We start from the raw sequence: 15,379 nt of genomic DNA, 5'->3' as shown, positions 1-15,379 counted from the left end.
TCGGAAGGTTCAATTGCAATGTTCGTAACGTTGTGCAAATCGCTGTTGGCAGAAACTTTTAAATCAGGAGGGACCATCGTGCGTCGATCACTCATCATAACAACAACCATCCTCGCGCTCGGCGCGGGCACCTCCGCGCTCGCCGACGATCTCAAGATCGCGCTGATCTACGGCAAGACCGGTCCGCTCGAAGCCTACGCCAAGCAGACCGAGACCGGCCTGAAGATGGGTCTCGAATACGCCACCAAGGGCAGCATGACGCTCGACGGCCGCAAGATCGTCATCATCACCAAGGACGACCAGGGCAAGCCTGACCTGGCCAAGGCCGCGCTCTCGGAGGCCTATCAAGACGACAAGGCCGACATCGCGATCGGCACGACCTCGTCGGCCGCGGCGCTTGCCATTCTTCCCGTCGCCGAAGAGAACAAGAAGATCCTGATCGTCGAGCCGGCGGTCGCGGACCAGATTACCGGCGAGAAGTGGAATCGCTACATCTTCCGCACGGCGCGCAACTCCTCGCAGGATGCGATCTCCAACGCGGTCGCGATCGGCAAGCAGGGCGTCACCGTGGCGACGCTGGCGCAGGACTACGCCTTCGGCCGCGACGGCGTCGCCGCGTTCAAGGAGGCGCTCGCCAAGACCGGCGCGACGCTCGCCGCCGAAGAATACGCCCCGACCTCGACGACCGACTTCACCGCGGTCGGCCAGCGCCTGTTCGACGCGCTGAAGGACAAGCCCGGCCGCAAGGTGATCTGGGTGATCTGGGCCGGTGCCGGCAATCCGCTGGCCAAGCTCCAGGACATGGACCCGAAGCGCTACGGCATCGAGCTCTCCACCGGCGGCAACATCCTGCCGGCGCTCGCCGCCTACAAGGGTCTGCCCGGCATGGAAGGCGCGACCTATTATTTCTACGAGATCCCGAAAAACCCGGTGAACGACTGGCTGGTCGCCGAGCACCAGAAGCGCTTCAACGCGCCGCCGGACTTCTTCACCGCGGGCGGCTTTGCGGCCGCGATGTCCGTCGTCGCCGCCGTCACCAAGGCGAAGTCGACCGACACCGAGAAGCTGATCAGCGCGATGGAGGGCCTCGAGTTCGACACGCCGAAGGGCAAGATGGTGTTCCGGAAAGAGGACCATCAGGCACTGCAGAGCATGTATCACTTCAAGGTCAAGGTCGATCCGAACGTCGCCTGGGCCGTGCTCGAGCCGGTGCGCGAGCTGAAGATCGAGGACATGAACGTTCCGATCAAGAACAAGCGGTGAGTTCCACCTCTCCCGCTTGCGGGAGAGGTCGGCGCGTCCCGGGCGATGCGAAGCATCGTCCCGCGCGCCGGGTGAGGGCTTTCTCCTCTTGGGGGTTCTCGCCCGCGGAGACAGCCCTCTCCCCACCCCTCCCCCGCAAGCGGGGGAGGGAGCGCACCGTGACCTGCGGATCTATCTCGTTTCATCCTTTGCCAGACACCCATGCCGCTCACCCTCGAAACCCGCGACCTCACCATCCGCTTCGGCGGCCATGTCGCGGTCAACAATGTCTCCTGCACGTTTCGCCCGGGCGAGCTCACCGCCATCGTCGGGCCGAACGGCGCCGGCAAGACCACCTATTTCAATCTGATCTCGGGCCAGCTGCGGGCATCCGGCGGCAGTATTCTGTTCGACGGCGCCGACATCACTGAGCATTCGGCACCGATGCGCACCCGTGCGGGTCTCGGACGCGCTTTCCAGCTCACCAATCTCTTCCCGAACCTCTCAGTGGAAGAGAATGTCCGCCTCGCGGTGCAGGCGGCGGCGGGCACGCACTACGACATGCTGCGGCCCTGGACGGTGCGCCGCGACCTGATCGCGCGCGCCGACGCCATTCTCGACCAGGTCGCGCTCGGCAATCGCCGCGGCGTCACTGCGACCGCGCTGTCGCATGGCGACCAGCGCAAGCTCGAGGTGGCGCTGATGATCGCGCTGGAGCCGAAAGTCTTCATGTTCGACGAACCGACCGCCGGCATGAGCATCGACGAGGTGCCGATCGTCCTGAACCTGATCGCGCAGCTCAAGCAGGACAGGAGCAAGATCATCCTCCTGGTCGAGCACAAGATGGACGTGGTGCGCTCGCTCGCCGACCGCATCATCGTGCTGCATAACGGGCAGCTGGTGGCGGACGGCGCACCCGCCGAGGTGATCGCCTCACCGATCGTGCAGGAAGCCTATCTCGGCATCGCGCCCAAGAACGCTGCAGGGAGCGCAGCATGAGCGATCTCCTCAAGCTTTCCGGCGTGCACACCCATATCGGGCGCTATCACATCCTCCAGGGCATCGATCTCACGGTGCCGGAAGGACAGGTCACGATGCTGCTCGGCCGCAACGGCGCCGGCAAGACCACGACGCTGCGCACCATCATGGGCCTGTGGCAGGCCTCGAAAGGCGAGATCACCCTGGCAGGCCAGCGCATCGAGAGCCTTGCTACGCCCGACATCGCGCGGCTCGGCGTCGGCTACGTGCCGGAGAGCATGGCAGTGTTCTCCGATCTCACCGTGAAGGAGAACCTGGTGCTGGCGGCGCGCGACGCGCCGCTCGACGACAAGCAGCTGGATTGGATCTTCGGCTTCTTCCCGGCGCTGCGCCGCTTCTGGCTGTCGCGCGCGGGAAGCCTGTCGGGCGGGCAGAAACAAATGTTGTCCATCGCCCGCGCGATCGTCGAGCCGCGCAAGCTGCTCCTGATCGACGAGCCGACCAAGGGCCTCGCGCCCGCCATCGTGATGGCGCTGATCGAGTGCCTGAAGGAGATCAAGCGAAAGGGCGCGACGATCCTGATGGTCGAGCAGAATTTCTTTGCCGCCCGCGAGCTCGGGGACAACGTGCTGGTGATGGACAACGGCACCATCGTTCATCGCGGCGAGATGGCGGCACTCGCCGCCGACGTGCCGCTGCAGGAGCGGCTGCTCGGCCTGAGCCTGGAGGCGCATCAGTGACAGACCTTGCCGCAACCGATCCGCTGCCGAAGCCGAAGCGCGATCTCGCGCCGATCCTGCTGCCGCTCGCGCTCGCGCTGCTGATGATCCCGCTGATCGGATCGACCTCGTCCTGGCTGACCCTGACCGTCGCGAGCCTCGCCATGGGCATGATGATCTTCATCATGGCCTCAGGGCTAACGCTGGTGTTCGGCCTGATGGACGTGCTCAATTTCGGCCACGGCGCCTTCATCGCCGTCGGCGCCTATGTCGCGACCCTGGTGCTGGCGCCGTTCGCGGCGTCCATCCAGGCCGACTCGCTTCTAACGAACCTCGCGGTGCTGGCCCCGGCTGCGCTGCTCTCGATGGCGGTCTCCGGCGCGCTCGGCCTCGTCGTCGAGCGCGTGCTGATCCTCCCCGTCTACGGCCAGCACCTGAAGCAGATCCTGATGACGACCGGCGGCCTCATTGTTGCGGAACAGACGCTCTATGCGCTGTGGGGACCGCAGATCATCCCGATGCCGCTGCCAGCCTCGCTGCGCGGCTCCTTCATCATCGGCGACGTCGCGATCGCCAAGTACCGCGTGCTGGCGATGCTGATCGGGCTTTCCGTCTTCATCGCGATCCAGCTCGTGCTCAACCGCACCAAGCTCGGCCTCCTGATCCGTGCCGGCGTCGAGAACCGCGAGATGGTGGAGGCGCTCGGCTACCGCATCCGCCGCCTGTTCCTCGGCGTGTTCATGACCGGATCGGCGCTGGCCGGACTCGGCGGCGTGATGTGGGCGCTCTATCGCGAGCAGGTGCACGCCTCCATGAGTGACGACCTCACCGTCCTGATCTTCATCGTCGTCATCATCGGCGGGCTAGGATCGATCGGCGGCTGCTTCATCGGCGCCATTCTGGTCGCCATGGTCGCCAATTACGGCGGCTTCCTGGTGCCGAAGCTCGCCCTCGTCTCCAACATCCTGCTGATGGTCGCCATTCTGATGTGGCGGCCGCGCGGCCTCTATGCGGTGACCAGCCGATGATGATCCTCTCAGGCGATCCGCCGCGCAGCCGCGTCCTGACGCTCGTTCTCGTCGTCATCATCCTGGCGCTGGCGGCAACGCCGTTCCTGTTCCCGGGCGCCAAGGCGCTGAACGTCGCGGCCAAGATCTGCGTGTTCGCAGCGCTAGTCGCCTCCTACGATCTGTTGCTCGGCTATACCGGCTCGGTGTCGTTCGCCCACACCATGTTCTACGGCATCGGCAGCTACGCGATCGCCATCGCGCTGTACGGCATGGGTCCGAACTGGGCCGCAGTCGCCACCGGCATCGTCGCCGGCCTGCCGCTCGCAGCCCTGCTTGCGCTCGCCATCGGGCTGTTCTCGCTGCGGGTCGCGGCGATCTTCTTCGCCATGATCACGCTCGCGGTCGCCTCGGCCTTCCAGGTGCTGGCCTCGCAGCTGTCCTGGCTGACCGGCGGTGAGGACGGGCGCAGTTTCCAGCTACCGGAGCTGCTGCGCCCCGGCACGGTGCTGATCTCCAAGAACCTGTTCGGCTTCGAGATCAACGGCCGCATCCTGACCTTCTACCTGGTGTTCGCGATCTCGGGCCTGATGATCCTCGCGCTGCTGCGCGTGGTGAACTCGCCGTTCGGGCGCGTGCTGCAGGCGATCCGCGAAAATCGTTTCCGCGCCGAGGCGCTCGGCTTCCGCACTGTGTTCCACCTGACCTACGCCAACTGCCTCGCCGCCCTCGTCGCGGCCAGCGCCGGCATCCTGAACGCGCTGTGGCTGCGCTATGCCGGTCCCGACACCTCGCTGAGCTTCTCCATCATGCTCGACATCCTGCTGATGGTGGTGATCGGCGGCATGGGCACGATCTACGGCGCGATCATCGGCGCCACCATCTTCATCCTCGCCCAGAACTATCTGCAATCGCTGATGGGCGTCGCCTCCAAGGCGGCGGGCGAAGCCGGGCTGCCGCTGCTGCCGGGGCTGCTGCATCCCGACCGCTGGCTGCTGTGGCTCGGGCTGCTGTTCATCGCCAGCGTCTATTTCTTCCCGACCGGCGTGGTCGGACGGCTGCGCCATGGCGGCGGCAAGAAGTCTGCCGGCCCCTCGCATTAGCCGATGATTTACCATGCGGCGCCGCGATTGCGGCGCGCGAACACAACCGTCGCGTGCGATGCGCGTAGCGCTACGATTGATGCGATCACACCAGCCGGATTAATGCTTAGGTAACTGGCTTTCCTAAGGTTTGCGCCATTTGTGCGGTGTATTCGTGATCCTCCAGCGAGGGGGAATGCGCCAGGTCTTTGCCAGCGTAGCAGCCGGAATGTCTCGAGCCGCGAGAAACGGCTGGGAGGCCTTGGCGCGCCGTGGTCCTGTCCTGTGGCTGACCCTGTGCGGCGTGTTTCTGGTGGCCGGCATCTTCATCGCCACGGCCGTTGCCATCGGCGAGTTTCGCGAGCGGACCCTCGCCAACCGCGAACGCGAGCTTGAAAACACGGTGAAGCTGATCGCGCGGCATTTCGATCAGCAATTCGAGGATTCCGAGGTCGTTGCCGCCGACCTGATCGGGCAGATGAACCTGCCTGAGATCACCTCGCCTGCGACGTTCCGCGAGCGCATGTCCGGGCCTGCGGCAAACCAGATGCTGCGCGGCAAGATCAGCTCCGTGTCGTATCTCGGCGACATCGCGATCTACGATGCCGAGGGCGATCTGATCAACTGGTCGCGGGCCCAGCCGCTGCCCAAGATCAACATCTCCGCGCGCGCCTATTTCCAGTCGTTCAAGTTCAACCCGGCGGCCGAGCCGGTCATCCTGGAATCGGTCCGCAGCCTCATCATCGGCAAATGGACCACGGTCGTCGCACGCCGGCTGCGCGGCGCGGACGGCACATTCCTCGGCGCCATGGTGCGGCGGATCGACCCAAACAGCTACCAGCAATATTTCGCGTCGGTCGCGCTCGCCGACGGCACGGCCATCTCGCTGCTCGATCGCGAGGGCAAGATGCTGGCGCGCTATCCGCACGCCGAGGAGCTGATCGGGCGGAACTTCAAGGACGGGCCGCTGATGCAGAAAGCGCTGGCCGAAGGCGGTCAGCAGACGCTCCGCGGCAGGAGCCCCGTCACCGGTGAGGAGCGGCTCGGCTCGGCTGCGTCGCTGACGCATTTCCCGCTGGTCATCATCGCCACCAGTACCACGGCAGCGGCACTTGCGGACTGGCGGCAGCAAACCGGCTTCTTGGTGACAACGGCAGGCTTCTCGGCCGGCGTAATCGCGCTGATCCTCTATCTGATCATTCGCCAGATCAACCAGCAGAACCGCGAGGCCCAGCAGCGGATCGAGGCGGAGCGGCTGCGGCTCGATACTGCCCTCAACAACATGTCGCAGGGGCTGGTCCTGTACGACGCGTGCGGCACCATCGTCACCTGCAACCGCCGCTACGCCGACATGTTCGGCCTGTCGCACGACGTCATCAAGCCCGGCTGTCACATCCGTGAGGCGATGTATCATCGCAAGGAGCGCGGCGCCTTCGACGGCGACGTCGAGGCCTTCTGCGCCGAGGTCATGCGGGTCGCCGCCGAGGGCACAGTCGCGACGCTGACCCATCAACTGGCCAATGGCCGCGCCTTTCAGGTCATCAACACGCCGCTCGCACAGGGCGGATGGGTCGCCACCATCGAAGAGATCACCGAGCGCCGCAAGCTCGAACAGGAGCGCGACCGCAACTACACCTTCCTGCGCGAGATCATCGACCATATCCCCTCGCAGATCACCGTGAAGGATGCCCGGACCCGGCAATATCTCTTGCTCAACGTCGTCGCCGAACAGCTGTTCGGTCACTCCCGCCAGGACGTCGTCGGCAAGACCGCCTTCGACATCTTCCCCGAGGCGGCCGCTGCCCACATCACCGAGGACGACAGCAGGGCGCTGGCATCGGCCAACGGATTGTTCAAGGACGAGCACGCCTGGCAGATGCCCGGCATGGGCCTGCGCTACATTACCTCGACCCGGATCGGCCTCCGCGATGAAGCCGGCGAACCGCGCTACCTCATTCACGTCATCGACGACGTCACCGAGCGTCGGCGTGCCGACGAGAAGATCGCGCATATGGCGCATTACGATGCGCTGACCGACCTGCCGAACCGCACGCTGTTCCGCGAGCAGATCGAACGCCAGCTTGCGCATGTCGCGGACGGCTGCCAATTCGCGCTGCTCTACATCGACGTCGACGAATTCAAGGGCATCAACGATTCGCTCGGCCACCATGTCGGCGACGAGCTGTTGAAGGCGATCGCGGCCCGGCTGCGCGGTTGCCTGACGCAGGGCGACCTGATCGCGCGGCTCGGCGGCGACGAGTTCGCGGTGATCCAGACCGGGATCCAGTCCCCCGCGGACGTGCTGTCCTTCGTGACGAAGATCTACCAGGCGATCCGCCAGCCCTATCATTGCCTCGGCCACCAGCTCTCGACCGATGCCAGCATCGGCATTGCGCTGGCGCCGCAGGACGGCTCGGACCTCGATCAACTCATCAAGAACGCCGACCTCGCGATGTACGGCGCCAAGGCCGAAGGCCGCCGCACCCACCGCTTCTTCGAGCCGGCGATGGACGCGAGCGCCAAGGCGCGCCTCAGCATGGAACAGGATTTGCGCCAGGCGCTGGTGAACGGCGGCTTCGAGATCCACTATCAGCCCCTGGTCGACCTGCGCACCAACGAAGTGTCCGGCTGCGAGGCGCTGCTGCGCTGGCGCCATCCCGAGCGCGGCATGGTGTCGCCGGCCGAGTTCATTCCGGTCGCCGAGGACACCGGCCTGATCAACGAGCTCGGCGACTGGGTGCTGCGCATGGCCTGCAACGAGGCCGCGACCTGGCCGGCGCATGTGCGCGTCGCGGTCAACGTCTCGCCCGTGCAGCTCAAATGCGACACGCTGGCGCTGCGGATCGCGGGCGCGCTCGCCGCCTCCGGCCTCGACCCGCGCCGGCTCGAGCTTGAGATCACCGAGGCCGTGCTGATCCGCGACGACGAGGCGGCGCTCTCGATCCTGCACCAGCTGCGGTCGATCGGCGTGCGCATCGCGCTCGACGATTTCGGCACCGGCTATTCCTCGCTGAGCTACCTGAAGCGCTTCCCGTTCGACAAGATCAAGATCGATCGCTGCTTCGTCGTCGACATCGCCGAGGCCACCGGCTCGCCCGTCATCGTGCAGGCGGTGGTGAACATCGCGGCCGCCAGCAGCATGACCACGGTCGCCGAGGGCGTCGAGACTGAGGCGCAGCGCGACATGCTGCGCGCGCTCGGCTGCACGCAGATGCAGGGCTATCTGTTCAGTGCACCGAAGCCGGCCAGCGAGGTACGCAAGCTGTTCGGCGCCGGCGATGGCTCGCCCGGGGCCTTACCCGTGGCTGCGGTGGCCTGATGCCGAAGTCGCGCAAGATTCTCGATGTCGCCGATTCCTACGCCGTGCGGCTAATGCAGCACCTTGTGGTGCCGACGTTCGTGATCGACCCGAAGCGCCGCGTCGTGATCTGGAACAGAGCCTGCGAGCGGCTGACCGGCGTCGGGGCCGCCGAAGTGATCGGCACCAGCAAGCACTGGCAGGCGTTCTACGAGACGAAGCGCCCCTGCCTTGCCGACCTCGTCGCGCTCGACCGGCCCGAGCAGTTGCCGGAGTATTATTCGGAATATGCCGCGCGCGGCCACAACGGGCTCGGCTTCTCCGCGGAGAACTGGTGCGTGATGCCCAAACTCGGCAGCCAGCTCTATCTCGCCATCGACGCCGGCCCGATCCACGACGAGGCCGGCAACCTGATCGCGGTGGTGGAGACTCTGCGCGACCTCACCGACCAGAAGCGCGCCGAGATGGCGCTGAAGGAGCTCGCCACCAAGGACGGGCTCACTGGCCTCGCGAACCGCCGCGCCTTCGACCAGATGCTGCTCGGCGAATGGGCCCGCGCCCAGCGCACGCAGAAGCCGCTGGCCCTGCTGTTCGTCGACGTCGACCATTTCAAGCTGTTCAACGACCAGCACGGCCACCAGAGCGGCGACGAGTGCCTGCGCGCGGTCGCTTCCGTCGTCAACCGGCACGCGGTGCGCCCGCTCGACCTCGCCAGCCGCTATGGCGGCGAGGAGTTTGCGCTGATCCTCCCCGACATGGATTGCGACAGCGCCTGCATGGTGGCCGAGGCGATCCGCTGCGCCGTGATGGCCTTGGCGATCGCCCATGGCGCGATCGGCGCCGGCGACCACGTTACCCTCAGCGTCGGCGTCGCAAGCCATATTCCCGGCGGTGCCGACGGCGGCCCCGACCGGCTGCTCGGCGCGGCCGACGAGGCGCTCTATGTCGCCAAACGCCTCGGCCGCAACCGCGTCATCTGCGCCGACCGGGTGCTTGCCGAAATCGCCACCCGCGACGGAGAGGCGGTTCCGGCCCTGGTCAGGCGCAAAACGGCTTGAGCTTGATCCTGCGAGAAGCGGTTGCCCGCCCCGCGCCAATCGGCTACATCAGGCCTCTCTGCACCCGTAGCTCAGCTGGATAGAGCGTTGCCCTCCGAAGGCAAAGGTCACACGTTCGAATCGTGTCGGGTGCGCCAGTGGTCGAGCGGCACTGCGTGGATCGCAGCGTCGACAGACTGGCCGCTCGGCAGCTTCATCGCATCCTGCCTTGGCGCTTGCGCGCCGCGATATATGGCCGGGCCTCGTTGCCTTTGGTCGCGTGGTTTTCCGTGGCTAGAATCTCGAAGCCCGCGGCCTCCATCAGTTCGCCCAGCTCCGATGCCCGGAAAGCACCGGCATAAGGCGCCATGCCGATCGCGCGCATTGCAGGCAGCAACGCTAGCCGGATGAGCGGGTTCATGTCCCCGAGGCACGGCGTCTTCGAAATGAACAGGCCCTCCGGTGCGAGCAGCGCATTGATGCGCCGCAAGGTGCCGGGCAGGTCGCGGACCAGGTGGAGATAGTTGAAGCCCAGGACCGCATCGAACGGCCCGGCCTCAGGGGCGAGCGTCTCCACCGTCCCGGTCTGGAAGGCAAGCCCCGGGATGGAGGAGGCGCCGTGCTTCTCCCTGGCGATCTCGATCATCTCGGCGGAAAAGTCCGTCGCAAGATAGCTTTGCACATCGGCTGCGAGCCTCAGCGCCGTCGTCCCGGTTCCGCAGCCCAGCTCAAGCACCCGGTCGCCCGGCTTTAGCAAGGCACTGGTCCGATCGAGCGTGCGCTCATATCCAGCCGGATCCGCGACCGCACTCTTGGCATATTTCCGTGACGACCTGTCCCAGAAACGGGCGTCGCTCGCGGTGCTCATAGATAACGCTCCTTTTGCAGTCGGCGAAGCGGACGCGGGATCGGCGAATGCCCTGAGCCTACCTATGAGAGTGACAGCTGCGAACGCTATTCGAACCGGATTTCGGCCGGCCGCCTTTTCTTCGACAACGAGTTGTTCGCAGGACGCCGCAAGGCCTGTTGGTTTTCCATCGGCTGACTCACGTTTCGCGATTGGTATCTGCCCTTTTTGATATTCGCTGTACGTTTTCGAAGCTTCGGATCGACAACGTGCACGCTCGTCGCCGATGGACCCGTTGTAGAGACTCCTGCGCCAAGCCTGACCCGTGTATTGCACGCATTCATAGCTCATGTCCCGTCTTCCGACCAAATTCGCGGTCGCCTCGTCACCTTCGCCGCTGCGCTTCCTGCTGCGTTGCCATTGCAGGCTGCACCGTCCACTTCGCGTGACCGATTTCGCTCGCTCAGGTCATGGAGATGCTGGAGAAGCCGCCGACCGATCGGACGACGCAGCAAGTTATCACCGCGTGCCTAGCGGGTGTCGGCGCGGCGGCGGGCATAGTTGCCAGCATGTTGCAGACCAGCTTACGTCAGCGCCGTGACGCGCTCAGACAGGCAGAGGTTGCCAAGCATCACGGACAAGTATCACCTGGCCAAGTATCACCTGGCCAAGTACCACCTGCCTCGCCCTCACGTCAGCATCGCGACGATCGCCTGGATCTGGTCGGAGGCGGACGTCACCAGCCCGTCATATGAGGTCTGGCCGTGTGCGGCGGCGTTCAGGATGCATTCGGCGACGGCAGCTTTCAGGCCGAACACCGATTGATGGGCGGGTACGCTCGCCATCACGGTCTCCAGCGCTTGACGCATCGTGTGAATGAGCTCGGAGCTGTATTGCATTGGCTTGTCCTCCGCGGGCACATATTAGGTTTCGCGGCCATGCTTGCCACTCACAAGCCTGAGATTCTTCTTTGAAGAACTCTCAAGTGAACGCCTCAATTCAATCGCCAGATCGCCGCATTGAGCACGCCGGCGAACGCGACCCAGGCGGCGTAGGGCATGAACAAGGCGGCGGCCAGCCTGTCGCGTGACATCTCAATGGCAATGTAAGTTACGATCGCGACGAACAGGCCGATGAGGATGACCAGCGCGGCGCCGATCTGGTGCATCGTGAACATGACGGGAGACCAGATGAAATTCAGCGCCATTTGCGCCGCCCAGGCCAGCATCGCCTTGCCCCTGGGCTCACGGCGAAAGGTTCGCCATCCCGCAACAGCGATCAGGACGTAAAGGATCGTCCACGCAATCGGGAACGCCCAGTTCGGTGGGACAAAGCCGGGCTTGGCAAGGCTCGCATACCACGCGCCGGGCGGATTGGTCGCGCCGATCAGCCAGCCCGTGCCGACCACGCCCGCGACGAAGATCAACAACTGAAACATCCATCACCTCGCTTCTCATCACCGGATTGTATCATCTAGCCATGAGCAAATCCGACACGATGCCTGGCGCAGCCGCGGCCGTGAAGATCATCCATATCGACATGGATGCGTTCTATGCATCGGTGGAGCAGCGCGACAATCGGGAGCTGCGCGGCCAGCCGGCTGCGGTCGGCGGCTCCGCGGAACGCAGCGTCGTTGCGGCTGCGAGCGACGAGAAGCGATGCGCTGCGCGCCATGGCAAAGTCCTGCGTCTTTTCGCAGCAGCGCCGGATGGGTTGCCGGCTTTGACGGAGAACGGCTTGACCGGGGCGAGCCCGATTGGGGGAGAACTCAGCCCGTTCCGCAGTTGAGGAACGCATGCAGGCGCGCTAAAGGCAAGCGGCGCGCGTGTATCCGTAGTCGGACGAACCGCCGCCAGTGGATCCAGCACTTGGTTACAAAGCTATCCCATCGACACGACATTGACGGGCTCCGGGCGATCGCCGTCTTGAGCGTATTCTTCTATCACCTGGACGTTCCGCCGTTCGGCGGCGGCTTTGTGGGGGTCGACCTGTTTTTCGTCGTGTCCGGCTATCTGATCTCTCGGATCATTCTCAGCGAGACTGACCGCGGCGAATTTTCGATTCCCCGATTTTACGAGCGCCGCATCCGGCGCCTCTTTCCCGCAGCAATCGTCACCATCATCGGCATTTTGGCCGTCGGCGGCCTCTGGTTCTCCCCGGAGCTATTCAAGGGCCTGACTCAAGACGTCGTGGCTACGCTGGTATCGGTCTCGAATTTCTACTTCTGGCGCGGCAGCCACGCATATTTTGCCAGCTCGACCGATCCCAGCCCCGTACTTCACTTCTGGTCGCTGGCTGTCGAGGAGCAATTCTATCTGTTTTGGCCCGTCTTCATTCTGCTGGGACGCAGACAACTCGGTCGCGCACTACCTTTGCTCATTCTTGGCATTGCAATCCTTTCGCTTGGCGTCGCGCAAGCGACACTCGCAACCGACAGCTCGGGTGCTTTCTACCTGCCGACCTGTCGCGCCTTCGAATTTGCGATCGGAGCCCTGGTCGTCTTTGCGGAGCAGAGGCTGACCTTCTCGGCCGGAGCGCGCTCGCTGTTGGCTGCCGCCGGATTCGCCTTGATCGCTTACGCGGTCGTCAGCTTTGACAATGCGACCTCCTTCCCTGGCGCGACGGCCCTCATCCCATGCCTGGGTGCAGCCTGCGTGATCTTGGCGGGCGAGCGTCACGTCCTTTCGCCTGTCCTGACCAATCCGCTGAGTACGGGGATCGGGCTGGTGTCCTACTCGCTCTACCTCGTGCACTGGCCCCTGATCGTCTACGCAAACTACATCATGGGCGACGACGCCAAGTCGGTTGCGGTTAAAGTGCTGATCGTCGCCCTCGCGATGGCGCTGGCTGCGCTGATGTATCGGCTGATCGAACAGCCGTATCGCGCGGGTCGCTCGTCACTGTTGCGAGTCGCCGGCCCCGCCGCTGCGACGATCGTCGCGCTCGCGGTTGTTGCATTTGTGGCCAACCGTCAAGATGGCTGGCCATGGCGGCTCCCGGCACAGGCCCGCGAGGTCGCCGATCTGCAGCGATTCGGCTTCTGGCCGTGCGCCAAGAGCGCACAATCGAAATGTGCCTTCGGTTCATTGAGCGACCCCGTTGGCGTGCAAGTGTTCGGCGACTCCTTCGCCGAGCATTATGTCGCAGCGCTGGACCCGGCGGCAAAGCGCGCCGCCGTCCGGGGAGAGGCCTATACGGCCGAAGGTTGTCCGTTGCTCGTCGGGCTGGTGCGAACAGCGTTCGACGGCTCGCAGGACTGCAAACGCCAGCGCGATACCTACCTCGCCGCGATCAGGCAGAACCAGGCTCCAATCGTGCTCAGCCAATCCTGGATGACTTACGGCAATGCGCTCCGCAACGAGCTCACGCCGGAGGTCGATGCACCGGCCCTGCAAGTCTGGCGGGCCGGCATCGAGAACACGATAAATGAGCTCGGCGGCAGCGGACGGCGCATCCTGATCATAGCGCCCGGAGTCGAGCCGGGCTGCCGCAGCCCGATGTCCCGCTTCGCACCGGGACCCCTCTGGCACGCACCAACCAAGCCCTGTCCTGCCGTGCCCCTCGATCGCGTGCAGGCCGACAATCGCGAATTCCATGCCATGCTCGAGGAGATCCGGAGCCGCTACCCGAACCAGATATTTCTGCTCTATCCAGAACGTTATTTGTGCGGAGAAGCCGAGTGTCCGACCGCCATGGACGGCCTCTGGCTCTATTGGGACGTCAATCACCTCACGGTCGCAGGTGCGCAGCGCGTTGGCGACGGAGCCTCAAGCCAGCTCCTCGAGTTCATCCGTGGCAAGTAAGAGCCTCCGCCTCTCCCAAGCGATCGCGGCCGAGACGAAACTATCTCGACTGAACGGAACTGACGAGCGGCTGTCGTCGCAAGCCTGAGATGGCTTTGCCCTGCCGCGATAGTGCAGCTCAAATTCAACCGCCTGATCGACGGAAGCATCCTCGGCTCGCGCATCTCCCCGCGCGATTGTATCATCTTGCGATGAGCGAATCCGACCCGACGACCGGCGAGCCCTCGCCCGTGCGCAAGATCATCCATATCGACATGGATGCGTTCTATGCATCGGTGGAGCAGCGCGACAATCCGGAGCTGCGCGGCAAGCCGGTCGCGGTCGGCGGCTCCGCGGAACGCGGCGTCGTTGCTGCCGCGAGCTACGAGGCCCGCAAGTTCGGCGTTCGCTCGGCCATGCCGTCGGTGACGGCGAAGCGGCAATGTCCCGACCTGATCTTCGTCAGGCCGCGCTTCGAGGTCTACAAGGCGATCTCCAGGCAAATCCGCGACATCTTTGCCGAGCACACGCCCGTCATCGAGCCGCTGTCGCTGGACGAAGCCTATCTCGACGTGACGGAGAGCCTGCAAGGCATCCCGCTGGCGCGGGACATCGCGCTCGAGATCCGCGCGAAGATCAAGGCCAAGACCGGCCTCACCGCGTCGGCGGGTATCTCCTACAACAAGTTTCTGGCCAAGCTCGCGTCCGATCATCGCAAGCCCAACGGCCAGTTCGTGATCTCGCCGGAGATGGGGCCGGCCTTCGTCGAGCCGCTGCCGGTCGGCAAATTCCACGGCATCGGTCCGGCGACGGCGGCGAAGATGAACGCGCTCGGCCTGTTCACCGGCCGGGACATCCGCAACCAATCGCTGGAGTTCATGAACGCGAATTTCGGCAAGTCGGGCGCGTATTATTATTGGATATCACGCGGTGTCGACGAGCGGCCGGTCCGCGCCAACCGGATCCGCAAATCGGTCGGCGCGGAGAACACGTTCTCGACCGACCTCGATGCGTTCGACGCGCTTGCCGCCGAGCTAAGGCCGCTCGTCGACAAGGTCTGGCGGCATTGCGAGGCGACGGGCAATCGCGGCCGCACCGTCACCCTGAAGATCAAGTTCGCCGATTTCGAGATCATCACGCGCAGCCGATCCGTCGCGGCGGCCGTTGCCGGGCGCGACGATCTGGAGCGGCTGGCCTGCGGCCTGCTCGAAGCCGAGATGCCGCTGCCCAAGCGCGTCAGGCTGCTGGGGGTCTCGCTGTCGTCGCTCCACGCCGCCGGCGAGTCGGAGCCGCAGCTGACGCTGGGCATCTGAACGCGGCTTGAGGCCCCTTCGGTGAACGCGGCATCTTTATCCGCGACGCGGCGCCAAACCTGTCGTAGATACAC

Annotated in this window: 12 protein-coding genes, 1 tRNA gene and 1 pseudogene; 11 read left to right on the top strand and 3 right to left on the bottom strand. The window is 64.8% G+C overall.

Annotated features, from left to right (window positions below; all coding sequences use genetic code 11):
• Positions 1–78: 78 nt before the first annotated feature.
• The 8 genes from ACM43_RS17580 to ACM43_RS17545 all read left to right on the top strand — a co-directional run bounded on the left by ACM43_RS17580 (position 79) and on the right by ACM43_RS17545 (position 9,521).
• Positions 79–1,263, top strand: a complete 1,185-nt coding sequence (locus tag ACM43_RS17580) for a substrate-binding domain-containing protein (protein WP_271541655.1) — start codon at positions 79–81, stop codon at positions 1,261–1,263.
• A 201-nt stretch (positions 1,264–1,464) separates the two neighbouring features.
• A complete protein-coding gene (locus tag ACM43_RS17575; RefSeq protein ID WP_271541653.1) occupies positions 1,465–2,241 on the top strand; it encodes an ABC transporter ATP-binding protein in 777 nt (258 codons plus the stop codon).
• Positions 2,238–2,960, top strand: a complete 723-nt coding sequence (locus ACM43_RS17570) for an ABC transporter ATP-binding protein (RefSeq protein ID WP_109142068.1) — start codon at positions 2,238–2,240, stop codon at positions 2,958–2,960. The genes ACM43_RS17575 and ACM43_RS17570 overlap by 4 nt, the downstream gene beginning before the upstream one ends.
• The gene (locus ACM43_RS17565) at positions 2,957–3,967 is read left to right on the top strand and encodes a branched-chain amino acid ABC transporter permease (RefSeq protein ID WP_271541651.1); all 1,011 of its coding nucleotides are present in this window, start codon (positions 2,957–2,959) and stop codon (positions 3,965–3,967) included. The genes ACM43_RS17570 and ACM43_RS17565 overlap by 4 nt, the downstream gene beginning before the upstream one ends.
• Entirely contained in the window at positions 3,964–5,049 is a 1,086-nt protein-coding gene (locus ACM43_RS17560) for a branched-chain amino acid ABC transporter permease (protein ID WP_157285318.1), read from the top strand. Before ACM43_RS17565 ends, ACM43_RS17560 begins: the two co-directional genes overlap by 4 nt.
• A 175-nt stretch (positions 5,050–5,224) precedes the next feature.
• Positions 5,225–8,347, top strand: a complete 3,123-nt coding sequence (locus ACM43_RS17555; RefSeq protein ID WP_271541649.1) for a bifunctional diguanylate cyclase/phosphodiesterase — start codon at positions 5,225–5,227, stop codon at positions 8,345–8,347.
• Positions 8,347–9,384 (top strand): sensor domain-containing diguanylate cyclase, encoded by a 1,038-nt coding sequence (locus ACM43_RS17550; protein WP_271541647.1) that lies wholly within the window; start codon positions 8,347–8,349, stop codon positions 9,382–9,384. Before ACM43_RS17555 ends, ACM43_RS17550 begins: the two co-directional genes overlap by 1 nt.
• A gap of 60 nt (positions 9,385–9,444) precedes the next feature.
• Positions 9,445–9,521 (top strand) — tRNA-Arg (locus ACM43_RS17545).
• 56 nt (positions 9,522–9,577) lie between these two features.
• Here ACM43_RS17545 and ACM43_RS17540 read toward each other — a convergent pair.
• From ACM43_RS17540 to ACM43_RS17530, 3 genes are all read right to left on the bottom strand, one after another.
• Complete coding sequence (locus tag ACM43_RS17540) at positions 9,578–10,231, bottom strand: class I SAM-dependent methyltransferase (protein ID WP_271541645.1); 654 nt, start codon at positions 10,229–10,231, stop codon at positions 9,578–9,580.
• Between the two features lie 668 nt (positions 10,232–10,899).
• Positions 10,900–11,109: a hypothetical protein gene (locus ACM43_RS17535; protein WP_157284847.1), complete on the bottom strand. Its 210-nt coding sequence runs from the start codon at positions 11,107–11,109 to the stop codon at positions 10,900–10,902.
• Positions 11,110–11,204: 95 nt separating this feature from the next.
• On the bottom strand, positions 11,205–11,648 hold the full coding sequence (locus tag ACM43_RS17530; protein ID WP_271541640.1) for a TspO/MBR family protein: 444 nt from the start codon (positions 11,646–11,648) through the stop codon (positions 11,205–11,207).
• 41 nt (positions 11,649–11,689) lie between these two features.
• On the opposite strand from ACM43_RS17530, the pseudogene ACM43_RS17525 reads away from it, so the two are divergent.
• The 3 genes and pseudogenes from ACM43_RS17525 to dinB all read left to right on the top strand — a co-directional run.
• Positions 11,690–11,869 (top strand): annotated as a pseudogene (locus ACM43_RS17525) (Y-family DNA polymerase); the annotation flags it as partial.
• Entirely contained in the window at positions 11,869–14,013 is a 2,145-nt protein-coding gene (locus ACM43_RS17520) for an acyltransferase family protein (RefSeq protein ID WP_271541638.1), read from the top strand. The pseudogene ACM43_RS17525 and the gene ACM43_RS17520, both read left to right, overlap by 1 nt.
• Positions 14,014–14,204: 191 nt before the next feature.
• On the top strand, positions 14,205–15,305 hold the full coding sequence (gene dinB, locus ACM43_RS17515; RefSeq protein ID WP_271541636.1) for a DNA polymerase IV: 1,101 nt from the start codon (positions 14,205–14,207) through the stop codon (positions 15,303–15,305).
• Positions 15,306–15,379 lie beyond the last annotated feature (74 nt).

The organism is Bradyrhizobium sp. CCBAU 45321, from assembly GCF_028128975.1.
GTDB lineage: Bacteria > Pseudomonadota > Alphaproteobacteria > Rhizobiales > Xanthobacteraceae > Bradyrhizobium > Bradyrhizobium yuanmingense.
The sequence above is the reverse complement of the archived record's forward strand: the minus strand, read 5'-3'. Positions and strand labels throughout refer to the sequence as shown.